Annotated in this window: 16 protein-coding genes and 3 pseudogenes; 6 read left to right on the top strand and 13 right to left on the bottom strand. The window is 36.3% G+C overall.

Annotated elements, in window-relative coordinates:
- The first annotated feature begins 84 nt into the window (after window positions 1-84).
- From DI487_RS09120 to murI, 3 genes are all read left to right on the top strand, one after another.
- Window positions 85-1,110 carry an OmpH family outer membrane protein gene (locus DI487_RS09120; protein WP_109569367.1) on the top strand — a complete coding sequence of 342 codons (1,026 nt, stop codon included), beginning with the start codon at window positions 85-87 and terminating at the stop codon, window positions 1,108-1,110.
- 21 nt (window positions 1,111-1,131) lie between these two features.
- Entirely contained in the window at window positions 1,132-1,635 is a 504-nt protein-coding gene (locus DI487_RS09115; RefSeq protein WP_109569366.1) for an OmpH family outer membrane protein, read from the top strand.
- Window positions 1,636-1,713: 78 nt separating this feature from the next.
- A complete protein-coding gene (murI, locus tag DI487_RS09110; protein WP_109569365.1) occupies window positions 1,714-2,496 on the top strand; it encodes a glutamate racemase in 783 nt (260 codons plus the stop codon).
- Window positions 2,497-2,506: 10 nt separating this feature from the next.
- Here the strand turns inward: murI and DI487_RS09105 are convergent, their stop codons facing one another.
- The 5 genes and pseudogenes from DI487_RS09105 to DI487_RS16480 all read right to left on the bottom strand — a co-directional run bounded on the left by DI487_RS09105 (window position 2,507) and on the right by DI487_RS16480 (window position 12,990).
- Window positions 2,507-3,022 (bottom strand): gamma carbonic anhydrase family protein, encoded by a 516-nt coding sequence (locus tag DI487_RS09105; protein ID WP_109569364.1) that lies wholly within the window; start codon window positions 3,020-3,022, stop codon window positions 2,507-2,509.
- A 56-nt stretch (window positions 3,023-3,078) separates the two neighbouring features.
- Window positions 3,079-4,079: pseudogene (locus DI487_RS09100) on the bottom strand (PorP/SprF family type IX secretion system membrane protein).
- 6 nt (window positions 4,080-4,085) lie between these two features.
- Window positions 4,086-7,550 (bottom strand): T9SS type B sorting domain-containing protein, encoded by a 3,465-nt coding sequence (locus DI487_RS09095; RefSeq protein ID WP_109569363.1) that lies wholly within the window; start codon window positions 7,548-7,550, stop codon window positions 4,086-4,088.
- Between the two features lie 47 nt (window positions 7,551-7,597).
- Window positions 7,598-9,706, bottom strand: coding sequence for a choice-of-anchor L domain-containing protein (locus DI487_RS16485; protein ID WP_146193419.1), 2,109 nt, complete (start codon window positions 9,704-9,706; stop codon window positions 7,598-7,600).
- 2 nt (window positions 9,707-9,708) lie between these two features.
- Window positions 9,709-12,990, bottom strand: coding sequence for a choice-of-anchor L domain-containing protein (locus DI487_RS16480; protein WP_109569361.1), 3,282 nt, complete (start codon window positions 12,988-12,990; stop codon window positions 9,709-9,711).
- Between the two features lie 125 nt (window positions 12,991-13,115).
- Here DI487_RS16480 and DI487_RS09080 point away from each other — a divergent pair, with 125 nt between their 5' ends.
- Complete coding sequence (locus DI487_RS09080; protein ID WP_109569360.1) at window positions 13,116-14,012, top strand: NifU family protein; 897 nt, start codon at window positions 13,116-13,118, stop codon at window positions 14,010-14,012.
- 50 nt (window positions 14,013-14,062) lie between these two features.
- Here the strand turns inward: DI487_RS09080 and DI487_RS09075 are convergent.
- A pseudogene (locus DI487_RS09075) lies at window positions 14,063-16,317 on the bottom strand (5-bromo-4-chloroindolyl phosphate hydrolysis family protein).
- A 369-nt stretch (window positions 16,318-16,686) separates the two neighbouring features.
- On the opposite strand from DI487_RS09075, the gene DI487_RS09070 reads away from it, so the two are divergent.
- Complete coding sequence (locus DI487_RS09070) at window positions 16,687-17,496, top strand: mechanosensitive ion channel family protein (RefSeq protein WP_109569359.1); 810 nt, start codon at window positions 16,687-16,689, stop codon at window positions 17,494-17,496.
- Window positions 17,497-17,500: 4 nt separating this feature from the next.
- Here the strand turns inward: DI487_RS09070 and tsaB are convergent, their stop codons facing one another.
- From tsaB to DI487_RS09055, 3 genes and pseudogenes are all read right to left on the bottom strand, one after another.
- Window positions 17,501-18,160, bottom strand: a complete 660-nt coding sequence (tsaB, locus tag DI487_RS09065) for a tRNA (adenosine(37)-N6)-threonylcarbamoyltransferase complex dimerization subunit type 1 TsaB (protein WP_109569358.1) — start codon at window positions 18,158-18,160, stop codon at window positions 17,501-17,503.
- A gap of 105 nt (window positions 18,161-18,265) precedes the next feature.
- Window positions 18,266-19,560, bottom strand: a pseudogene (locus tag DI487_RS09060) (efflux RND transporter periplasmic adaptor subunit).
- Between the two features lie 2 nt (window positions 19,561-19,562).
- Window positions 19,563-20,879 (bottom strand): TolC family protein, encoded by a 1,317-nt coding sequence (locus tag DI487_RS09055; protein ID WP_109569357.1) that lies wholly within the window; start codon window positions 20,877-20,879, stop codon window positions 19,563-19,565.
- 88 nt (window positions 20,880-20,967) lie between these two features.
- Here DI487_RS09055 and DI487_RS09050 point away from each other — a divergent pair, with 88 nt between their 5' ends.
- On the top strand, window positions 20,968-22,365 hold the full coding sequence (locus DI487_RS09050; RefSeq protein ID WP_109569356.1) for a DUF4403 family protein: 1,398 nt from the start codon (window positions 20,968-20,970) through the stop codon (window positions 22,363-22,365).
- On the opposite strand, the gene DI487_RS09045 is transcribed toward DI487_RS09050, so the two are convergent.
- Genes DI487_RS09045 through DI487_RS09030 form a run of 4 tightly spaced genes read right to left on the bottom strand, consistent with a single transcriptional unit; the run spans window position 22,362 to window position 24,517 of the window.
- A complete protein-coding gene (locus DI487_RS09045) occupies window positions 22,362-22,634 on the bottom strand; it encodes a hypothetical protein (protein ID WP_245896332.1) in 273 nt (90 codons plus the stop codon). The two genes, DI487_RS09050 and DI487_RS09045, sit on opposite strands and share 4 nt — an antisense overlap.
- On the bottom strand, window positions 22,624-23,169 hold the full coding sequence (locus DI487_RS09040) for a DUF420 domain-containing protein (protein WP_109569355.1): 546 nt from the start codon (window positions 23,167-23,169) through the stop codon (window positions 22,624-22,626). The genes DI487_RS09045 and DI487_RS09040 overlap by 11 nt, the downstream gene beginning before the upstream one ends.
- 8 nt (window positions 23,170-23,177) lie before the next feature.
- Entirely contained in the window at window positions 23,178-23,807 is a 630-nt protein-coding gene (locus tag DI487_RS09035; protein WP_109569354.1) for an SCO family protein, read from the bottom strand.
- Between the two features lie 2 nt (window positions 23,808-23,809).
- A complete protein-coding gene (locus DI487_RS09030; protein ID WP_109569353.1) occupies window positions 23,810-24,517 on the bottom strand; it encodes a hypothetical protein in 708 nt (235 codons plus the stop codon).
- Between the last annotated feature and the right edge of the window lie 98 nt (window positions 24,518-24,615).

Raw genomic sequence — 24,615 nt, 5'->3', positions numbered from 1 at the left:
TTTAATTTTAAAAGGAGTAACAAAAAAATTATATTTAAAAACTAAATTTTTATGTACTTTTAATGATTAATTAAAAAGGCAACTATGAAAAAAATACTTTTTATTCTTCTGTCAATTACTGCTACTTTTGCTTTTTCTCAAACCAGAGGCATTAGGATTGGCTACATAGATATGGAATATATTTTAGAAAAAGTTCCATCTTATGCAGAAGCCAATAACCAACTGGAATTAAAAGCACAAAAGTGGAAGCAAGAAATTGAAATTAAAAAGAATGAGATCACAAAATTAAAAGAGGCTTTAAAAGTTGAAAAACCGCTTTTAACAAAAGAATTAATAGAAGAACGAGAAGAAGAAATTAGTTTTTTAGAAAAAGAACTTTTAGATTTTCAAGAAAAAAAATTCGGAGCTCAAGGTGATCTAATAGTTCAGAAGTCAACTATAGTTAAGCCTATTCAGGATCAAGTATTCACAGCTATTCAAGATATTGCCGAAAAGAAAAAATATGATTTTATCTTTGACAGATCTTCAGATTTAACAATGTTATTTGCCAAACAGCAACATGACATAAGTGATTTAGTTATCCGAACTATTCTTAGATCTGAAAAAAGAGAAGAATTGACTAAAAAGCAACTTAAGGCACAAGAAGCACAGGAAGCTAAAGAGGACATGTTAGACGAAAATCCTGATTTAGCAGAAAGACAGAAAAAGTTAGACGAAAAAAAGGCTGCTCGTGAAAAAATGCTCGAAGAAAGAAGGTTAGCAAGAGAAAAACTGATCGAAGAACGCAAACAAGCTGCTGCTGACAAACGCAAAAAACTGGAAGAAGAAAAAGAAAATAAAAAAAGTGGCACAGAAATTGAAAATGAAAATATAGAAGAAAGTGCCGGTGATCAAAAAATAACAGATGACACGTCTTCAGAAGATAAATCAGAAGCTGAAATCTCAGCTGAAGAAAAAAGAGCTCAAATACAAGAAGAACGTAAAAGAAAATTAGAAGAACGTAAAAAAGCAATAGAAGAAAAGAAACAAAAGGCTATTGAGGCCAGAGAGGCTGCAAAAAAAGCGAAAGAAGAAAACAACAATAACTCGGAAGAAAACGAAAATCAATAAATTTAACTTAAGAATATAAACATGAAACAAATTAAAACTTTAATTATTGCATTAGTATTATTTGTAGGTACTCAAGTATCAGCACAATCAAAATTAGCTCATATCAATGTGCAGGATTTGATGGAGAATATGCCGGAAATGAAAGCTGCTAAAGCTCAATTAGAAAAAATCCAAGAGCAATATGACAAAGAATACAAAACTATGGTACAAGAATACCAAACTAAATTACAAAAATACGAACAGGAAGCGCCTACTGCCGGAGAAGCTTTGAATGAAACCCGTTCAAAAGAAATGCAGGATATGGGAGCTCGCATCCAACAATACCAACAAACTGCTGGTAAAGATCTACAACAAAAAGAGTTAGACTTATACAAACCTATCTTAGAAAAAGCTCAGGCTGCAATTCAGAAAGTGGCTAAATCTAAAGGTTTTGAATATGTTCTTGATTCAACAACCGGTAGTGGTGTATTAGTAGCAAACGGTACTGATTTACTTCCTGAAGTGAAAAAAGAACTAGGTTTTTAATTAATTCAAAAAAACTAAAACAAACCAACTGTCCAAAAGTAATTTTGGGCAGTTTTTTTTTAAATTTGTCGGTACAATATGGACGAGAATAAACAACCTATCGGCTTTTTTGATTCCGGAGTGGGCGGAACATCAATTTGGAAAGAAGTTAACGCACTTTTACCTCATGAGAACACTATTTACCTAGCCGATAGTAAAAATGCTCCATATGGCTTAAAATCCAAAGAAGAGATCATAGCTTTAAGCATTAAGAATACCGAATTTTTATTAGAACAAAACTGTAAGCTCATTGTAGTCGCTTGTAATACGGCTACAACAAATGCTATAGATGAATTGAGAGAAAAGTTCTCCGTACCGTTTATAGGTATAGAACCGGCTATAAAGCCAGCTGCACTACAATCTGAAACCCACAAGATCGGAATATTAGCTACTAAAGGAACTCTCAATAGCGAACTATTTCACGAAAAAGCTAAAACCTATACGGATGTTCAAATTATTGAGCAAATAGGTCATGGTTTGGTCCAACTCATAGAAAACGGAGATATGGATTCACCTGAAATGGCTGAATTATTAGAGAACTATCTTCAACCAATGATAGAACAGAATATAGACTATCTGGTTTTAGGATGTAGTCATTACCCTTATTTAATTCCTCAGATCAGAAAAATCATTCCGTCAAAAATCACGATAATTGATTCCGGAGAAGCTGTTGCAAAACAAACCAAAAACATTCTGGCTCAGCAAAGCATGTTGAATAATTCTACCGAACCAGGTAATAATGCTTTCTACAGCAATAGTGACATTGAGGTACTCCGGACAATATTAAACAAAAAGGAAAAAGTCTTTTATTTAGATTTCTAATTTACCGCTATTACTCCTCCTTAAACCAAGAGGAATACATGACATAATTATTTGAAATTCGTTCGATCTCGCCTGCAAAATCACTGGCATTGATGTCTTTCACTTTCTTAGCAGGAACTCCGGCATAAATAGTACCCGATTCCACAACTGTATTTTGAGTAACAACTGAACCCGCAGCAACAATAGAATTGCTTTCTATGACACAATTGTCCATAACTATGGCTCCCATGCCGATCAAGACATTATCTTTAACCTCACAGCCATGCACAATGGCATTATGCCCGATAGACACATTATTTCCTATAACTGTAGGGTGCTTCTGATAGGTACAATGAATAACTGCTCCATCCTGAATATTTACTTTGTCTCCAATAATTATAGTGTTAACATCTCCCCTAACCACGGCATTAAACCAGATGCTACACTTTTCCCCTAAAACAACATCCCCGACAATAGTTGCATTCTCTGCTACAAAACAATCTTCCGGAATTTGAGGATATTTCCCGTTTACTTCTTTTATCAACATATTATAAAATTAAAAAAGTCCCGAAAATCGGGACTTTAATATTAAACATTATATTTTTAGTTTACAGCAGGACAATTACAGTCCCAAGCAGCAGCTTTACAGAATACATCAATACCTAAAGTAATTTGATGGAAACCTCCTGTATCAAACTTAACATCTCCCATAATATGAGAATACGTATAAGCAAACATAAACTGCTTGTAATTGATCCCTATTATCGGGGTTAACCATTGAAGTGATTGTGTATCAACTGCATTACCGTTAAGATACTCCGTTTTATCAAAACTTCTTCTATAAGACAAACCTCCCCATACTCTACCGAAATCCATACTTTTATAAACTTTCAAGTTCAAATCAATAGCTTTTTCCGTAGTTTCTTCTGTATACTGAAATAAGAATGACGGCTCAAACATCAATCTGTCACTATCCCGAAAACTGCCCCTGCACTCCACAAATACTTTCTTAAGTTATCAGATTCGAAACCTTCTGTATAGATCTCTCTTCTGTTTGCCAAGAAATTTTTAATTGTAAAATGGGTAAAGAAATCCATGTAGTGGTATGAAGCTCCTAAATCAACATTAAAATAAGAATCTTTTTGATAGATACCACCGTAAACAAACGGATCAAATCCTTGAAATTCTGTCTCATCCAATTGACTTTGAATAAAAGCAGCACTTAAACCAAAAGATAACTGATTCAAATCTACCGTATTTCTCGAAAAACGAATATGGTGAGCATATGTCAATTTAGCTCCCTTTTGCGAATGGTAACCATTTTTGTCATTAAAAGCGATTAAACCGATACCTGATATTCCGTCTTCATCAATTGCAGTATTGAAACTTAATGTCTGTAATGATGGTGCGTCCTCTTGACCAAACCATTGTTGGCGCCCCGTTAATCTAATTTTTCCACAATTAGACGCTCCTGCCATTGACGGATGAATTAAATAATAATTATCAGATAAATAATCTGAGTACACCGCAATACCTTCCTGAGAAAAAGATACTTGCGAAAATAATACTAATAATAAAAATAAATAACTTCTCTTAAGATTCATTTTAGGTTATCGTTTTAATGAAAAATGCGCTTTAAATTCTTTAACTACTTGATTTTCTAGATATTCAACAGAAAACCAATAATCTGTTGACGGTAGAGGATGTCCATTGTAAGTCCCATCCCAACCTTCGCCTTCAGGACTTATTTGTTTTATCAATTTACCATAACGGTCAAAGATATAAATTTTTGTATTATCTGTGGCATTTAATCCAACAATATTCCAAGTATCATGTATTCCGTCTCCATTCGGTGTAAAATACTTAGGATAGTCTATCACCGTTACCGTATCCTGTAAGAAGGTACAGCCTTGTGTATCCACTACCGTGATCTGATGTTCTCCCGAGCTTACTCCGGTAAACACATTGCTCGATTGTAACGATTCCTCATCCAACTGATACAGGTAATCTCCGTTATTTCCTCCGGATACCGTTACCACTACCGTTGCACTATCCGTAAAGGCATCCGTTACCGTAGTCACTATATTTGTCGCAGGATTGGTCTCCTCTACTACTACAGTATTGGAGATCCCTTCACAATTCGTGTCCAGATTCGTTACCACTACATAATAACTCGCTGCCTCTGATACCTCTAACGTTGAATCATTAGATAACGTTGCTACTGATACAGGACCACTTCCATCATCCATAAACCATTCAAACTGATAGTTACCGCCACTGAAATCTCCTGCATTCAATATCGTGGTCTGATAAACCACACCGCTCACCTGTTCCACACAAATGGCACTGTCTTCTAATACCGGTTCAGGCAATGGGTTAACATAAACCGTAATGTATTTGATCTCGCCCATACAACTACCTAACTGTGTCCAGACTTTGTAGATCACATATCCCTGACTATCGCTTGTTGTAAACAACTGATCAGGTATTTCTGCAGGCAATACATTCGTATTACCCGGTAAAGCTCCTGTTACGCCTACGGCATCCTGTACTTCCCAGTAAACCTCTACACCTGTTATATTCGGATAACCTACATAAATATCCAGATCGTCATAAACAATCTCTCCGCTACAGATCTCAGGTGCTACTGTTGGCTCTAAAATACTACCCGGTATCGGATTTACTGTTATGGTATCGCTCACGATCACAGGACCTACACAAGTCCCTAAAACAGGGGTAATCTCAAAGTATACTGTTCCGGACTGCATAGGATCATTCACCGTAAACGGTAATGAGATCGTACTGTCTGTTGTTCCGCTGGTGGAACCTGTTGTACTCAATCCGCTGGTTTGTGCTACCCAGTTGAAGTCCATACCTGTAGGAAGACCTGAGATATTAACCTCTACCACATCTCCGCTACATACAGATACTGAGGCTATGTTAATGTCGATATTTGCCGGATCAGGCATCGGATTTACCTGTATGGTAAATTCTTCTTCTATTCCTGAACAACTACCTCCACTTAATACCGGTGTAATCTGAACCGTAATGTAACCTACCTCCAATAAATCTTGTAGGTTCACTACCTGGTTGATCGCTACGGTTTCATCTCCGCCTTGTACATAAGTGGTATTGTCAATATTCACAATCGTTGCACTCCAATAGTACGACGTTGTATTGTTTAATGTAAAGGAGATATCTGTTGATGTTCCGTTACAGATCTGATCGGAATATACCAAATCACTAATAGATGGTGTCGGATTGATCGTTATCGTTACATTATCTCCTAACGGTTGTACACAAGCAGGTGTCGTTAAAGATGTTACACTTACTAAAGTGTAAGTCGTATCTACTGTTAAGTCAGGGGTTGCCCAATTCGTATAACTTCCTGACGCATCTAATTGTACCTGATAGGTTGATGCTCCGTCTGTAAATTCTATTGTTGCATTTGGTGTTCCGCTAAAATCCAAGAACGTTGCTCCGTTTAAACAAACTGCACTGCTTTGCGCACTGATACTTGCTGTCGGTAAAGGCAATACTGATAATGTACTGCTGTTTCCTACCGTACTTGAACACGTAGTTGAAAGGTTGGTTATCATACTCAACTCCAAGTTTTGATCTACCGTTACATTAGCTACCGGTACACTTCCTGTCCCTGATGATGATAATGTTACACTACCCGGGGTTCCGTTTAAGGTATACTCTACCTCTGATCCCGGAGTTCCTGTAATGGTAAAACTACCCGAGGTTCCCTCACATACCGGACCGTCATTAGTCACAGAGGTAATACTTGGCAGAGGATTAACGGTTACCGTACTGTTCTGACCGACTACTACCGTACAACCATTATCTATAGATATTATATTTACTACTACATCTGATGTAGCATTGTTAACCGAAATACTACCCTGACCTGATGTATCTAACTGTACTTGTGTGCTGCTTCCTCCGTCAATTGTATACGCTACATAAGCATTTGCTGTTCCTTCTACATAAAACGTTGCCGTTTCTCCTGAACATATCGGGCTGTTATTACTGATACTTACAAAAGTAGGACTCGCATTTATAGTTACATTTACTGCTTCCATAGCTGCACAACCATTAACTGAATTCATAATATAATATGTGCCGCCGGCATCTATTGCTGTAGGATCGGATACCGCTACCGTTGCTGCTGCATCTTCCCAATAACTCAATGTCCCTATTGTTGTACTGCCGCTAGTTACAGCAGGATCCGTTATGTCTACTGTACTTGGTGTACATACCGATGCAGGATCATTCACTACAAAACCAGGAACTGAATTAATTGTCACTGTTACAGGCTGAATATCACTACAACTACCTAAACTACTCATAATGTAATACGTGCCGCTGACATCTATCGCTGTAGGATCGGATACCACTATCGTTCCGGCTGCATCTTCCCAGTAACTCAACGTCCCGCCTAAGGTACTACCTGCTGTTACAGCAGGGTCTGTTATGTCTATCGTTGTAGGTGAACATACCGATGCAGGATCCGTAATCACTAAACTTGGCGTTGGATTGATCGTTACCTCTACAGGCTGGATATCGCTACAACTACCTTGCGCATTCATAATATAATATGTTCCACTGATATCTATCGCTGTCGGATCGGATACTGCTACCGTTGCTGCTGCATCTTCCCAATAACTGAAAGTCCCTAAGTTTGTACTACCGCTGGTTACAGCAGGATCCGTTATGTCTACTGTATTAGGCGAACATACCGCTGAAGGATCTGTAATCACTAAACTTGGCGTCGCATTGATCGTCACTACTACAGGCTGAATATCACTACAACTACCTAAACTACTCATAATGTAATACGTGCCGCTGACATCTATCGCTGTAGGATCGGATACCGCTATCGTTCCGGCTGCATCTTCCCAGTAACTCAACGTCCCGCCTAAGGTACTACCTGCTGTTACAGCAGGGTCTGTTATGTCTATCGTTGTAGGTGAACATACCGATGCAGGATCCGTAATCACTAAACTTGGCGTTGGATTGATCGTTACCTCTACAGGCTGGATATCGCTACAACTACCTTGCGCATTCATAATATAATATGTTCCACTGATATCTATCGCTGTCGGATCGGATACTGCTACCGTTGCTGCTGCATCTTCCCAATAACTGAAAGCCCTAAGTTTGTACTACCGCTGGTTACAGCAGGATCCGTTATGTCTACTGTATTAGGTGAACATACCGATGCAGGATCTGTGATCACTAAACTTGGCGTCGCATTGATCGTCACTACTACAGGCTGAATATCACTACAACTACCTAAACTACTCATAATGTAATACGTGCCGCTGACATCTATCGCTGTAGGATCGGATACCGCTATCGTTCCGGCTGCATCTTCCCAGTAACTCAACGTCCCGCCTAAGGTACTACCTGCTGTTACAGCAGGGTCTGTTATGTCTATCGTAGTAGGTGAACATACCGATGCAGGATCCGTAATCACTAAACTTGGCGTTGGATTGATCGTTACCTCTACAGGCTGAATATCACTACAACTACCTTGTGCATTCATAATATAATATGTTCCACTGATATCTATCGCTGTCGGATCGGATACTGCTACCGTTGCTGCTGCATCTTCCCAATAACTGAAAGTCCCTAAGTTTGTACTACCGCTGGTTACAGCAGGATCCGTTATGTCTACTGTATTAGGTGAACATACCGATGCAGGATCTGTGATCACTAAACTTGGCGTCGCATTGATCGTCACTACTACAGGCTGAATATCACTACAACTACCTAAACTACTCATAATGTAATACGTGCCGCTGACATCTATCGCTGTAGGATCGGATACCGCTATCGTTCCGGCTGCATCTTCCCAGTAACTCAACGTCCCGCCTAAGGTACTACCTGCTGTTACAGCAGGGTCTGTTATATCTATCGTAGTAGGTGAACATACCGATGCAGGATCCGTAATCACTAAACTTGGCGTTGGATTGATCGTTACCTCTACAGGCTGGATATCGCTACAACTACCTACTGTTGTGCTTATATAATAAGTACCACTGACATCTATTGCTGTCGGATCGGATACTGCTATCGTTGCTGCTGCATCTTCCCAATAATCAAATGTCCCTGTATTGCTACTGCCGGCCGTAACGGAAGGATCTGTTATGTCTACTGTATTAGGCGAACATACCGCTGAAGGATCTGTGATCACTATAGACGGAACTCCCAAAACATTTAACTCAAAAGTCGTCGTACCGTAATCTCCTGTAGCATTTTCCTCTAATCGAACGTAAATCGTCTGGGGATTACTCGTATTGAGATAGGCATTGAAAGGTGTCGCTAAATCTATAGTTCCGTCATCGGCTCCGGCCTGCGTCGTATGGTACGTTATCGTATAATCAGATGCAGGTGTATACGACCCTAATACTGTAGCATCTTGCTGCGTTAAATCAAATGACTCTACTCCGTCTCCGTCTAAATCACATAAATATAAATCAGAAGGCTGTGTTGGGGTTATTACGGCGCAATTTTGCACCTCTGCAACAAAACTAGTATATGAAGGACATGAAAAGTTAAAATCTTCAACTTTAACATAAACCGTTAAAGGGCTTACATTAGTAGTATAAGTTGCTGGTATTTGAATATCGTCTATTGCATCTTGTTGAGACAAATAGAAGTATGTACTGAAATAATAATCCATATAATTAGGAGTACCTATAATTTCACTTAAATGATCTAAAAAATTATAGGTATAGGTTCCTGTACCATCATCACAAACAACATAATTCCCAGGAGTAGGATTAACTTCAGGTCCTTCTAAAAACTCTACTAAAATACAGTCACTTTGTATACAAGAGGCACCGGAAACATTACTCGCTTCAACACAGTATTGCCCCGGCTCACTTACCATAATACTCGGCCCGGTTTCAGAAGTTATAATCGCACCATCTTGATACCAAACAAAATTATAATAATTAGGATCTAAACCTGTATTAATTTCCCTAACTGTACCCGAACATGCAGCATAACCAGTCTCTACAGTCATATCTTCCGTAGTTGTATCGAGTCCAGCATAATAATACAAATCTGCAAGTCCTACATTAAAACTACCGGCTTCCAAGAACACTGCAGAATCGAATAGGTTATCATTATAATCACCAATTGCTAATTTAATCCTATAGTTGTTATTCGGCACAACCGTCGCTGAAGCTGTCATCGGAATCGTGTACCCTCTCATATTCATGATTGAATTTGGATTCCCACATTATACGTATCAAAATATTGGGAATTTGACGAAGGACAAGAACCATTATAAGCAGTATCTCTTATATTTGTAACCGATACCGGTATATTTGTTCCGGGGATTACCGCTAAATTTGTTGAAACCCCAGTGGTTAAATCCGTTAATATAAAAGCAAAAACATCAGAAAAACCACACTGATACTGACCGTATTCATTAGATGCAAAAATAAAATTAAAAGAGAAATTATCTGTTAAGGGTGTAAAATCAAATTGAATATAAGTAACATCATTTATTGAACCAGTATTACCATTATTATCACTAATCGTTTGCAAATCACCATCTCCAGTTCCTGAACAAGTAGAAGACATAGTAGTTCCAGTATAGGCTCCTTGTGAAGCTATAACATTTCCATTTCTTAAAATAACTCCGGAAGCAAAATCAAAATCAGCATTGTTACTATCGAAATAGCCTATCCCACATATAGGAGAACTTGTGATATTATAAACCTGAGCACATGCTGAATGAATTAACACATCATTAACCAGCTCCTCAACAGTATAAGTTGTAGCTGTATTCGAATTATTTGCTTGCTGAACAGAAATAGTTTTCGGAGCCGGTGTATCCGTATCCGTACAAGCAGAACATCCAGGATTAGGATCGGTTGTTTGACTTGTTACTGAAACTGTATTTGTTAAGTTTGTATTTTGATTATAATTCTCCGGCACCGATAAGGTTACATTAAATGTCACCATTTCATTAACTCCTAAATAAGGAATGAGGTAATTTATATTTCCTGTTCCTGTACCTCCTAAACTGTTTACCCAAAACATCTGAGTGTTTGAAGGTTGATTATCTGTAACATTTACATTGTAAGCATCACTTGGTCCGTAATTGGTTATACTTATAACGTATGACACATCTTCTCCGACTGTATAATTGGATTGATTATTTGTTTTTATGGTAACAATATCTGCTAAAGAATTTGGCATATCAGCATCTACACAACCCGTACAATCCGGATCAGGATCAGTTGTTGAAGAAGAAACGGACACACTATTGATTAAGTTTCCGTTACTTTCATAATCACTCGGAACAAAAATTGTTATTTGATATGTAAAAGTTGCTCCATTTGCTAACAATGGAATGGTTTCATTTAAAGCTCCTATTCCTGTTACACTATTTTGGTCAACCCAAATTATATCTGTCACATTCAAAGGCAGCCCTCCTAAAACATTAACATCTACAGCATCTTCCGGTCCATTATTCGTTATTGTTAGGGTATATGTTATGTAAGTACCCGGCGTATATGTAGTCGCATTATCTGTCAATTGAACCTCTAGATCTGCTCCTGTTGTATTCACAGGCGCATCTGTATCTATACAATCTGTACACCCCGGATTAGGATCTACTGTATCCATAGACAAGATCGTCGTTTCACTCGTTAAATCTCCGGTATAAGATACAGGAATGTCTAAAGTAATTGTATAGGTAACTGTAGAACCTGATGCCAATGCTGCAATGACATCATCTAAATCCGTATTAGTTCCGGAAGAACCATTACTTCCAGTCCACGAAAAATTAGTAATACCGGTTGGTATACCATTAAATACATTTACATTAGTTGTGGCATCAGGACCATTATTAGTTACTGTTACAGTATAAACAACGGTAGTTCCCGGCGTATATTCCGTTTGATTATTTGTATTGGTAATTACAATATCACTACCCGAAGTAACCATTGTATCAGTGTCTTCACAACTCACACAAGTAGTATCAGGATCAAAAGAATCACTATTCATAGTTACTAAACTCACTAAATCCCCTGTAAAAGTTACAGGAACATCCAATACTACAGTATAAACAACTGACTGCCCTACTTGCAAATAAGGTATTGTATCTACTAAATCCACATCTGCTCCTGTACTACCATTAGTTCCAGTCCAAGAAAAGCCAGTAATTCCGGCCGGGATTAAATTTTCTATTTGCACATTAACTGCGTCATCAGGACCATTATTAGTTACTGTAATAGTGTATGTATTTGTAGTACCCGGAACATATACCGTATTATTATCTGTATTTGTAACAACAATATCTGCTACATTTCCTTGCACATTAACATCCTGAGCAGAATTGTTTGCCGTTTCAGAATCAAACATAACAGTACTGTTTGCACTTGCATCCAACACCAAATCTCCTGTAAAACCTGACGGCACATCCACAACAACAGTATATACAACTGTCTCATTAGGACTAAGACTGGTTATTACATCATCCAAATCTGCATTTACACCACTATTTCCGTTTCCTGTCCATGAAAAAGATGTTATCCCTGTTGGCATTGGCACCAAAACATCTATGTTTGAAGATATCTGTGGACCATAATTCACAACTGTAACAGTATACGTTATTTGCCCTCCCTGATCATAAGTTGATGTATTATCTACTATACTAACCGCTACATTCCCAACAAAAGAATTACTGTTAATATCTGTATCCTGACTTGTATTATTTGCCATATCAGGGTCGAAAGTTGAACTAGTAGCCGAAGCCTGATTTGTAAAATCACCCGACACACTAAAAGGTACTTCAAGCGTGATTACATAAGTAATTGTTTGCCCTACCGCAAGAGAAGCAATTGTGTTATTCAAAGGAGCATTTATTCCATACGAACCGTTACTTCCTGTCCAACTAAAATAAGTTATCCCAGCCGGAATAGGATTAGAAACGACAACATTTGTTGCTACTCCAGGCCCATAATTAGTTACTGTCACATTATATATCAATGACTCTCCTCCGGTATAATACATCTGATTATCAGAGCAATTCACGACCACATCAGCAGTATTCATCTGTAGATCAGTATCTGTACTTGTATTATTTGTCATATCTGGATCAGTTGTATCGCTAGTAACAGAAGCTTCATTACTAAAATCTCCTGTAGCTGAAGAAGCCACTTCAACAGATAAATTATAAGTTACTGTTTGACCTGAAGTCAAAGTACCTATCGCATCATTGATTGCAATATTGTTACCTGAAGCTCCTAAACTGCTCGTCCAGTTAAAACTTATCGCTCCTGAAGGTATCGCATTTTGAACAACAACATTTGCAGCATCATTTGTACCCAAATTTTGAACCGTAATCGTGTAATTCAACAATTGGCCGGGATAATATTGAGCCTGGCCGTCCGTGACTGTAATAGTCAAATCAGCCTGACCAAATCCGACCGACGAACTCAGTAAGCATAATAAAAAGATAAAGAAAAAGTATTTTTTTTTCATAATAATGTGTTATGGTTAGTTTGTAGTTGTGTTTCTGGTTATATAAATGTTAATTTGTCGTTAATGGACAAATATAAAAAATCATCTATCATTTTCTTTATTACTTTTGCGAAAACGATGTTAAAATGAATAAATTAACGATAAAAAACACAAATAACCCCTCAATTGTTAAATTTGAATTTGACGATTTCATTGTTCGTAATCAAAGTTTTGAGTTTAAGAACATTGACGAAACAAAGAACTCTCCTTTAGCTCAAAAACTTTTTTATCTACCTTTTGTTAAAACGGTATTTATTTCAGGAAATTTTATAGCTATCGAACGTTTCTCAATTGTTGAATGGGAAGATGTACAGGATGCTGTAGCAAAGGAAATAGAAGATTTTATTGAGCAAGGCGGAAAAATTATTGAAATAGACGAAACGACAAAAAAAATACCGGTTACAGTTTATGGTGAAACCACTCCTAATCCAGCTGTAATGAAATTTGTCGCTAACAAATTGCTCACCAAAACCATGGTGGAATGCAAAAGCATCGACGAAACGAAAGCTGCTCCATTGGCCAAAGAATTATTCAATTTTCCGTTTGTCAAAGAGATCTTTATCGACGAAAACTACATTTCTATTACAAAATATGAAATTGCCGACTGGGACGAATTGACTTTAGAAGTCAGAACGTTTATCAAAGAGTATTTGGAAAACGGTAAAGCTGCTGTAGATGAAACTTTAATCACTGCAACGGCAAATCATGAAAAGCAACAGGAATCTTATTTTGAAAATTTAGATGCTACTTCTCAGCAAATCATCAATATTTTAGAGGAATACGTTAAACCGGCTGTTCAAGGCGATGGCGGAAATATTATGTTTGAATCTTACAATGAAAACAACAAACAAGTTAACGTTATACTTCAAGGGGCTTGTAGCGGATGTCCTTCTTCCACTTTTACTCTTAAAAACGGAATTGAAAATATGTTAAGGCAAATGCTTAATGATAATGAATTAGTTGTTATCGCTAACAATGCTTAAGAATACTATTTTCTACATATAAAAAAGGGAAGCAAAGCTTCCCTTTTTTATTATACTATCATTTTACCATTCTTCGTTTTCACATGCTTATCAAACTCCTGAAACAATTCCAAAAGATTCATTGTCGCCTTTATCAGATCATTTGTTTCCAATAACAGCCCAAAATAAAGTTTACTGTTTTTAGGACTGTTTTCCGTTGTTCTGATTCTTGTAATTTGTTTTTGAATCAGTTCAGAAATCGTATTCAACAATTCATCTTTTTCTTCCAATACAATTGCAAGAGCTTCAAACTTTTCATGAGCAAAACTATTTTGCAACCTCACAAATAAATGATGTAATTGAGCATCAACTGATTTTAAATCCCTAATTTGGTTAAACTTAAGGTTTTTATGATTGTTATTGATATGTTGGTAACTATTATTTGTAATATACCCTATTGATTGCACCATGTCTTGCAGGTACCCTAAGATAAGTATATAAAACTTACTTCCTTCAACAGAAGTTTCATCTAAATTTTTAATAAAATAGTAGACATTTCCTTTTAGTTCATCAACATCTTTTTCCAGTTTTTTTAGCTTCTTTTTACTATCTTTTAACTTATTCAGATCCTGAAGTCCTAAATTATTGACCACATCAGTATACAACAATTGTGCTTTATTGATAACACGTGCAATTTGAGCCGAACTCTCTGACATTACTTCTTTTATAGTGGCAATATCTTCTCTTTTAAGCTTAGCTTCTTCCTCTTGCTCTTTTGATCTCTGCAAATACTTTCTACCGCTTCTATACAATAGAATCCCCACTAAAATCATCAGACCTACGAAAGCAAACACTTTTCCTACTTTTAATAAAAACACTACTGTTACTGCCATTGTAAAGGCCACTATTGCTGTTACAAACCATCCTCCGATAACATTAAAAACGCCAGCTACTCTATATACGGCACTTTCCCTATCCCAAGCCCTGTCAGCAAAAGAGGTCCCCATCGCTACCATAAAAGTAACATAGGTTGTTGATAAAGGCAATTTCAAAGAAGTACCAACAGCAATTAAAATACTGGCAACCATAAGGTTTACAGCTGCTCTGACCATATCAAATGCCGGTTTTTCCTCTTTCTTTTCGTATTTTCTAGCTTCAAACTGTCTGTCAATTTTAATTTCCAATGCTTTAGGCATTACATAGTTTAGCATTTGACCTACATAAATACTTCCTCTAACAATAATTCTGGATAAATTATTCGCATCGAATTTTTCCGAACCTTCACTTTGGCGCGATAAATCCACTCCGGTTTTAATTACCTCTCTGGCTTTTTTCGAGGTCCACAAAGTGTATACCATGATTCCTCCACCAAACAACAGTAACCAAAAATTAGCTCTTATCTCATTAGAAGCTAAAGCCCCATCAACATATTGGCATCTCTTCCGTTTGCTACAAAAATATCATGCGATTGCAAAGCTGCAATCGGCACACCTATAAAATTCACCAAATCATTTCCTGCAAACGCTAAAGCCAATGCAAATGTTCCTATGATAATGATGATCTTAAAAATATTCTGTTTAAGAGTAATAATGATTTGGGAAAAAATAGCCCAAAAAACAAAATTCCCCAATATAATATAAACTTGATTTGCCTTCATCATATCCTTCAGCTCAGCTGTCATGAAAGAAGAACTCTTAATCCCTTTAAACAATATGAAATAGGTAATTGCCGTAATCCCTATCCCTCCGAAAATAGCACCGAAATACTTAATTCTTCTCTCATAATGAAATGAGAATACAATACGAGAAATGTACATTACTATAGCTCCGACTGTAAAAGATATAATTACAGAAAGTAAAATACTGGAAACAATTTCGGAAGCTTTTGCCGTATTAATATAAGAAGCCAATGTATTTATATCACCATCTTGTGTTACTATCTTATAAATAGCCAAACAAACGGCACCTCCTAACAATTCAAAAACTACTGAAACTGTGGTTGAAGTCGGAAAGCCCAATGAATTAAAGATGTCTAGCAATAAAACATCGGTAATCATTACGGCTAAAAATATAATCATAACATCTTCAAACGTGAACATGGACGGAACAAAAATTCCACTTCGAGCAATTTCCATCATTCCACTTGAGAATAACGCCCCTAATGCGACCCCTATACTAGCTACGATCATCAACGTTTTAAAAGAGACCGCTTTAGAACCTATACCTGAGTTTAAAAAATTAACTGCATCATTAGCCACTCCCACCATCAGATCAATAATTGCTAAGATGGCTAATGCAACGAGCATTACAATATAAACTTGTTCCATTTAAGTATTTTTATTTTCTGCAAAATTCTTTTAACTTTTTCTTTTCCATGTTAATTTAACGTTATCAATTTTAAGACAATCTAAAAAACACGCTGTTTTTTTAGATCAAAAATAAGTATCTTTATCACATTCGACATGTTCAAATAATGGATTACGTTATTTTTTTTAACTTTTTAAAGTGACAACAAGGTTTTTTCAACAAAAAACATCCGTCCAAACTAATCCGATATATCTGTTCTATCAATAAGAACATTCTATAATTAAAATCGATAAGTCTAATTGGGTTAACGCAAATATAAAATTTACATTTGTAGTACAACTATGTAATTTCACCGAAACTATTCATTATAATTAATAAATATTTTATCTATGGAAATTGAAAAATGGCTAACTAAGATCATTGAATTAGGTACAGAGTACGGACTTAGGTTATTTGGTGCTTTTCTGATATGGTTTGTAGGAAACTGGATTATAAAAAAACTAATTGCCGGCAGCAGAAAGCTCATGCAAAAACGAGAATTAGAAGAAAGCCTTCAAAAGTTCTTACTCGATTTACTAAGCTGGCTTCTAAAAATACTATTGATCTTAGCCATATTAGCAAAATTAGGCGTTGAAACCACTTCATTTGCCGCTATATTAGCTTCTGCAGGTTTAGCTGTCGGTATGGCATTACAAGGCTCATTAGGCAATTTCGCCGGCGGTGTTCTGATTATGATTTTTAAACCTTTTAAAATAGGGGATTTGATTGAAGCTCAAGGTGAAACCGGAGTTGTAAAAGAAATCGAGATCTTTACTACTAAACTTATCGGTTTATCGAATAAAGAGATTATTATTCCTAACGGAGTTCTGTCAAACGGAAATATTATAAATTACAATACTGAGGGTACCCGAAGAGTGGATCTGATCTTCGGAGTAAGCTATGACGCTAATATCAAAGACACAAAAGAAGTCCTAATGAACGTTTTAACCGCACATCCGCTTGTTCTAAAAGACCCTAAACCAACTGTTAATGTATTAGAACTGGCTGATAGCTCCGTAAACTTTGCCGTTAGACCTTGGTGTAATACGACCGACTACTGGACTGTTTATTTTGATGTTATGGAAAACACAAAACTGGCTCTTGATGCTGCCGGAATTGAAATCCCGTATCCTCATCAGGTTGAGATCAAGAAAAACTAAACTTTTATTTATTTAAAACAAAATCTTTTAAATAATACGGTTCAAAATAAGCGACATCTTCAAAGTCGCTTTTTTTGTATTTCTCAAAAGACAAAAAGCTCATTTCTTGGGTTGATGGATAAACTATTTCAGGATGGTATATAAATTTAGAAGCTGTTAATGTTTCCTGTAATTTTTGAGCTCCATCTCCTATCAAATGAATATCTTCTGAGATTTCCCGATACGAATCCACATCAATAATTTCGGCCTGAGTATCTCTGATCTTTCTTTTTCCGGTATTAAAAACGGCAGAGAACACCTCCATTCGTCTGGCATCTATCATAGGTACAATTACTCCGGATGTCACTGTAAGAGCATTTGCCAGTATCTCTAAAGTATCAACTGAAATAAGCGGCAAGTCTAAAGCATAACACAAGCCTTTAGCGGTTGAAACCCCAATCCGTAAACCGGTATAAGACCCCGGGCCTTTGCTTACGGCTACTGCATCCAGATCTTTAAATGTCAGTTGTGTTTCTTTTAAAAGCTCTTCAATAAAAACATGTAATTTTTCGGCATGAGAGAACTGCTCTGTCGCGATTTCTTTTATCCCGATTGTTTTTCCGTCTTTTGCCAAAGAAACCGAACAGTTCTTAGTAGCTGTTTCTATGTTTAGAATAGTCGCCATACATTTATAATTGAACGCAAAAGTACAAAGTTTAGCTGAAAAAAAATAAAGCACGAATTTGATTCGTGCTTTATCTTAAACCCAAAACTAAAATTTAAAATGCTATCATTTCTTTTGACCTGTAGCCGTTTCCGTTTTTACTTTATCACCGGAAACCAACTCTTTAGAAACAACAGTATAAGGTCCTGTTATAATTTCTTCTCCTTTTTTAATTCCCGAAACGATCTCAATATTTGAATCGTCCTGAATTCCGGTTTTCACCACTCTTAGCTTAGCCTGATCGCCTACTTTAACAAAAACACATTCAAATTTTTTATCAAAGCCTGAAGCCGTTTTGTTCTCTTTTTTCTCAAGCTCAGCCATTACATCTTTTTTAACGGAAGTCGTATCATCTTTAATGACTACCGCGCTGATCGGTACTGCTATCACATTTTCTCTTCTCTTTGTAATGATATCCACTGTAGCGGTCATTCCTGGTCTGAACGGTGAATAGTTTTCCGGTTTCCCTTCTAACAAGTCTTTGTAGGACTCTTTCAGAATACGAACTTTTACTTTAAAATTTGTTACTTGATCGGCTGTTAAGTCTGAACTGGCAGAATTTGAGATACTTGTTACAATCCCTTTAAATTCTTTTTTCAGATAAGCATCCACTTCTATTTTCGCTGAATCGCCTATACTCACTTTCACAATATCATTTTCATTCACATCAACTTCCACTTCCATATTATTCAGATTCGCCACACGTAAAAGCTCTGTTCCGGTCATTTGTTGCGTTCCTAAAACACGCTCTCCTAATTCCACTGATAAAAGAGATATGGTTCCGTCTGCCGGCGCATAAATTGTTGTACGCCCCAAGTTGTCTTTTGCTTCCGTTAAAGTTGCCGATGCACTTTGCACGTTAAAATAAGCTGATTGTTTAGAAGCTACAGCCACATCATAAGCTGAAACGATTTTATCCCATTCTGATTTTGAAATAACCCCTTTTCCAAACAACACTTTATTTCTGTCATAATTTGCTTTAGCCTCTTTTAACTGAGCCTCTGCCTGATTCAATCCTGCTTTTGTAGTAGAAAGTGAGGCTGCGGAACGATTTACTCCCGACACATAGATATCCGGATTGATCTTTACCAATAAATCTCCTTTTTTCACTTGTTGCCCCTCAACAATAGGCAAATCAATGATCTCCCCGAGACTTCCGATGATATCTTCACCTCTACTTCGGGCTGTATTTTTCCGGTAGCTGAAACTGTTTCAACAATTGTGCTTTGAGAAGCTTTGGTAATTTCAACTGTTTTACTATTTTCATTATTTCCTATCACACCGGCCTTCTTCAAGCCTAAAAGAACAACAAAAAGAGTAATTGCAACACCTCCCAGTATATAAATAGTTTTCTTTGACATGGTTAATTATTTTGAATTATAGGTATTCCGAAATAAAATTCTAAAATTTTGGTTCTAAAGATATAATCGTATTTTGCTCTGATCAGATCAGCCTGAGCATTATCAAAATTGGTTTTAGACTGCATAAAATCATAACCGTTCATCATTCCGATATCGTAACGTTCCTGTGAAAACTCATAAGCCGACTTACGCGCTTCTAAAGTTTTTTGAGCCGCTAAATATGTTTTTTGAGCGCTTATAGCATCATTATAGGCTTGATACACATTTTGCTCTAAGTCCAATTCGGATTGCTTCAGCAGGAACTCATTATTCAACTTGCTTAATTTAGCTCTTTTTACAGATGCTCTGGTAGAAAAACCATTCAGAATAGGAACTGTCAATTGAAGACCTATTGCTGTACCGTCTAATAAATATAACTGTTCCCTGAAACTCAACACTTGACTTTCAGACCAACGTGTATTATACCCTAAAAAGCCTGATATCCTTGGATAATAAGCAGCTCTTGCTATACTTAAATCTTTTGCAGCCAGATCAAAATTAGACTGTGCTACTTTTATATCATTTACAACATCTCTTGCTTTTTGATAAATGGCATCCGGTGTTTGGTCAAACACCTGAGACAATTCAGGGGTAAATGTTTCATCTGCAATATCAAAATCCACATAATCCTCAATCAACAGCAATTGGGCTAAACCCACTTTTGCAAAGACCAAAGTATTTTGAGCGGCAATTAATTGTTGTTCTTGGGAAGCCAATGTTGCTTCGATCTCAAAAATGTCTCCGGCAGGTAATTGTCCGGCTTCTATTAATTCCGATGTTCTTTTATGATTTTCTTTGGTTAGCAAAATTTGGTTCTCCAACACTTTCACCTGTTCCTTTTGTAACAAAATCTGGAGGTAGCCATTCGCAACATTCAGTGCCACATCATCCTTCATTTTATTCAAACGGTATTGATAGGCAATGTTATTCAGTTTGGCACGTTGCAATCTTTTCCAGTTAGCCAATCCGTTAAACAAATTTATCTGTGAATTAGCGCTGGCTGAAAAGGACTTAAACGTACTGTTTTCAAACTGGTTTGTCGTAGGATTAATATTAGCTCCTGTATTTACATTATAACTTGCACTACCATTAAGCGTTGGCAGGAAGTTACCTACTGCTTCTAATTTATCCACCTTTGCTGTCTCCCAATTAATCAGAGCTTGTTTTACTGATATATTGTTTTCTAAGGCATGCATCACACATTCCTGAAGTGTCCACTTCTTGTCTTGTGCTTGTAATGCCAGGGGTACTAATAAAAGTAAGGCTATCTTTTTTAGCATTTGCTTATGAATTTTACTATATGACCCTTTTTTAGCTTTTTTGTTACAGTAAAACGATAAAATTTTAATTTTACATAAAATTCAACTTATGAAACCGTTTTTCATCTTTGCTTTACTAAGTGTTTTGATAGTACTTTGCCTTACAGCCTGTAGTAGTGCTTCTCCTAAAATAGAAGCTATAAAGCCACTTCCTTCCGACAATACTCCTATGGTTTACACCAATAAGACATCTTTTATTTCCCTTCCGGTAGAAATAACGTTAAAAGACATCGAAAAACAACTAAACAAGAACCTGAAAGGATTGATCTATAATGATTCTATTTTAAAAGATGATAATTGCGAATTAAAGATCTGGAAGTCAGATCCCATAACTTTAGAAGAAGAAAATGGTGTTATCCTGTCAAAACTTCCTTTAAAAATATGGACCAGAATAAAATACGGCACCGACTTTTTAGGTTTAAACGATACTCGTGAAATCTATCTGGACGGGGTCTTGACCTTAAAAAGCAAAGCCCATTTAACCAATTGGAAATTAACTACTACTTCTGCTATAGATGATTTTGAATGGAATGAAAGTCCGGCTATTGTAATTGCAGGAAAGAAGATCCCTATAACTTACATTATTAACCCTACGCTTAGTTATTTTAAAAAAACTATTGCTCAGCAAATTGACAAAGCTATTGATGAGACCTGTGATTTTAAACCTCACGTTTTTGATGCTTTAGACAAGATCAGCGAACCTTTTTTGGTTCATGAAGCATACGAAACATGGTTTACAGTTATTCCTGTTGAATTATATGTTACTGAAGCCCGTTTAAAAGACAAACAGATTACTCTTGACATGGGGTTAAAATGCAATTTACAAACCATGATAGGTCAAAAACCGATGAAACAATTTGACCGCAATTCAGTTATTCTGAAACCGGTAAGCAAAATGCCGGACAAGGTTTCTCTGGCTTTAGCCGGCGTTTCAACTTATGAAAGCGCTTCAAAGGTACTGACTAAAAACTTTAAAGGACAAGAGTTTTCTTCCGGGAAACGAAAAGTGGTTGTTCAAAAAGTAGACCTTTGGGAAAAAGATAACAAACTGATCATTTCCTTAAGTTTAACCGGTAGTATTACCGGAGACATTTATTTAACAGGCTATCCAAGCTACAACTCTGCTACCCAAGAAATCTATTTTGACCAATTAGACTATATCTTAAGTACCAAAAGTGTTCTGTTAAAATCGGCCAATTGGTTAGCACAAAGCACTATTCTGCGAAAAATTCAGGAAAACTGCCGTTATTCTATTAAAGAGAATCTGGAAGAAGGCAAACAAAACCTAAGCCCTTATTTAAACAATTATTCCCCTATGTCGGGAATATATGTCAACGGAAACTTAAATGATTTTGAATTCGAAAAGATCGAACTAACAAATAAAGCTATAATTGCATTCTTATCTACAACAGGAAAAATCAGAATTAAAATAGACGGACTAGATTAATGCTCTTCTTTTTTAGCGTATCTGATTTTATAAATAGCATAACCGGCGGCGGCAACTAATACATACGGAATAACCATAAGGTAAACGATTCCGTCGTTGATTCCTTCAGCCTTTACCCCGCTTTCTTCACTCTCCAATGCAGCTCTACACATGGCACACTGTGAATAAGAAGAAAGGGAAAAGAAGAAGAACGAAAAAAGAAGAAAAAGCAAGGCTTTTCCTCTTTTTGTTAAATATCTTCTTAGAATTTTATTTCCTCTATCTTGCATAATAAGGTGAAATCATTAAATATACTACAACTCCTGTAACTGCGACATACAACCAGATCGGAAACGTAATTTTCGCTATTTTTTTATGTTTATCAAATCGTTTTGCTAAAGCTCTTACATAAGTAATCAACACCAAAGGAATAATTGCTATAGACAATAATATATGCGAAATAAGGATAAAGAAATACACATATTTCAAAACACCTTCTCCTCCGTATTTTGTCGAATCAGAAGTCATGTGATAAGCCACATACATAACCAAAAACATTACAGAACAAAGAATCGCTAACTTCATCAAGTTCTCGTGTAATTTACGATTCCCGTTTTTGATAGCCCAAACGGCGACGATCAGTAAAAAAGCCGTAACTCCATTAATAGCAGCATAGATCGGAGGTAAAAAAGTTAAAGGTTTCACATCAAAACCCATTTTTTTCAGGTTTACTCCGAATAAAACAGCAACTGCTAAAGGAATAATCACAGACAAAGCAATGATCAACTTATTGTATTTAGTTTCTACGGTATTTTTATTTTCCATACAATTTTCTATTCGTTTAATAATTTCTTAATATCTTCTGTTATTGCCGCTACTCCTTCCGGTTCGATCCCGTCATAATACAGGATCGGATTTCCGAATTGATCCTTCCGGCATCGGATATTTCCTTTTTTATCAATTAGAGCAAACATTCCCGAATGTTCAAAACCACCTGTAGCATTATTATTCTCTGCAGCATATAAGTTAAATCCTTTATTCGCTAAATCGTAAATATACTTTTGATCTCCTGTTAAAAAATTCCAGTTCGCATGCTTTACTCCCAAAATTTCCGCATGTTCTTTTAAAACCTGTGGCGTATCATTTTCAGGATTAATTGTGATTGATACAATTCCGAAATCATTTTTATCCATAAATTCATCCTGAATTTTCAACATATTCTGATTCATCTTCGGACAAATGGTCGGACAGGTGGAAAAGAAAAACTCCAATACATATACTTTTCCCAAATAATCTTTATCTGTAACTTTTTGACCTTCCTGATTTGTCAATTCAAATCTCGGTGCAGAACCTATTTCTACCAAATCAGAAGGTTTGAAATAACGTGCTCTGATTTCTTTTACTGTCCAGATCCCAAAGATCAGAACAATGAATGAGATTCCTATATAGGATTTATTTTTCATAATTAATCGTTTATTCCGCTTTCTATTTCTTCTGTAATCTTATCCCTGAATTCGTCTTTGCGCTTGTCATTCTTTTTCAAGGCTAAACGATATTCTCGCAACAATATCTTTACATCATCTCCCATTTCGTTATGCAATTCGGCTGCCGAAACAGTGTTATAACTTTCTTTAAACTCTTCTTCTCCTATTTTATTTTTCCCTTTTCTACCTCTGTGAGAAAGATTTTTATCGATAATATAAACTGCCGGGGTTCCGTGATTTTGATCCAATTGCCCGACAAAATGAAAAGTATTATAATATTGTTGTATAGAATCGGGAGTAGTAAACACAAAATTCCAACCCGACAGATCCTCCGTAACAGATTCTAACTTTCTCAAAATCTGTTTACAATCATCCTCTGTCCCTTTTGGCATTACCATTACCATTTGAAAATCCTTAAACCCGAAATATTTGTTATAGATTTTCTGGTTCAGATTAAAAAGATTCCCTTTTATTTCTGCAATATTAGATCCCGGAAAGCCTAAAACGGTAATCTTATCCTCTAAAGTAGCTGATTTCCCTTCTAATGTTTTCCACTGAAAAGGAACATCTTGGTTATTTTTAGAGATTACGGGTAAAAAAAGTGAATTGTGTTTTGCAGATGCGAAGATGAGATAGATTACAATCGGCAACGCAAAAAGTATAATTAAAATAATTTTATTTTTATTCATCGGGTTTTAAATACTTTTGCTTCTAACACTCTTTTAAAAGCATAAATTAACCCCACAAAAATAATAAAAAAATCCCGCTCGAAGCGGGATTTTAACTA

Source organism: Flavobacterium sediminis (genome assembly GCF_003148385.1).
GTDB lineage: Bacteria > Bacteroidota > Bacteroidia > Flavobacteriales > Flavobacteriaceae > Flavobacterium > Flavobacterium sediminis.
Note: the sequence above shows the minus strand (reverse complement) of the source record. Positions and strands in the feature narration are given on the sequence as shown.

Coding starts and splice junctions, on each gene's coding strand:
- DI487_RS09055 (WP_109569357.1), bottom strand. CDS start 20,879: ATGCTAAAAAAGATAGCCTTACTTTTATTAGTACCCCTGGCATTACAA.
- DI487_RS16485 (WP_146193419.1), bottom strand. CDS start 9,706: ATGAGAGGGTACACGATTCCGATGACAGCTTCAGCGACGGTTGTGCCG.
- DI487_RS09115 (WP_109569366.1), top strand. CDS start 1,132: ATGAAACAAATTAAAACTTTAATTATTGCATTAGTATTATTTGTAGGT.
- DI487_RS09040 (WP_109569355.1), bottom strand. CDS start 23,169: ATGGAAAATAAAAATACCGTAGAAACTAAATACAATAAGTTGATCATT.
- murI (WP_109569365.1), top strand. CDS start 1,714: ATGGACGAGAATAAACAACCTATCGGCTTTTTTGATTCCGGAGTGGGC.
- DI487_RS09120 (WP_109569367.1), top strand. CDS start 85: ATGAAAAAAATACTTTTTATTCTTCTGTCAATTACTGCTACTTTTGCT.
- DI487_RS09070 (WP_109569359.1), top strand. CDS start 16,687: ATGGAAATTGAAAAATGGCTAACTAAGATCATTGAATTAGGTACAGAG.
- DI487_RS09030 (WP_109569353.1), bottom strand. CDS start 24,517: ATGAATAAAAATAAAATTATTTTAATTATACTTTTTGCGTTGCCGATT.
- DI487_RS16480 (WP_109569361.1), bottom strand. CDS start 12,990: ATGAAAAAAAAATACTTTTTCTTTATCTTTTTATTATGCTTACTGAGT.
- DI487_RS09045 (WP_245896332.1), bottom strand. CDS start 22,634: ATGCAAGATAGAGGAAATAAAATTCTAAGAAGATATTTAACAAAAAGA.
- DI487_RS09050 (WP_109569356.1), top strand. CDS start 20,968: ATGAAACCGTTTTTCATCTTTGCTTTACTAAGTGTTTTGATAGTACTT.
- DI487_RS09035 (WP_109569354.1), bottom strand. CDS start 23,807: ATGAAAAATAAATCCTATATAGGAATCTCATTCATTGTTCTGATCTTT.
- DI487_RS09105 (WP_109569364.1), bottom strand. CDS start 3,022: ATGTTGATAAAAGAAGTAAACGGGAAATATCCTCAAATTCCGGAAGAT.
- DI487_RS09080 (WP_109569360.1), top strand. CDS start 13,116: ATGAATAAATTAACGATAAAAAACACAAATAACCCCTCAATTGTTAAA.
- DI487_RS09095 (WP_109569363.1), bottom strand. CDS start 7,550: ATGAATGCGCAAGGTAGTTGTAGCGATATCCAGCCTGTAGAGGTAACG.
- tsaB (WP_109569358.1), bottom strand. CDS start 18,160: ATGGCGACTATTCTAAACATAGAAACAGCTACTAAGAACTGTTCGGTT.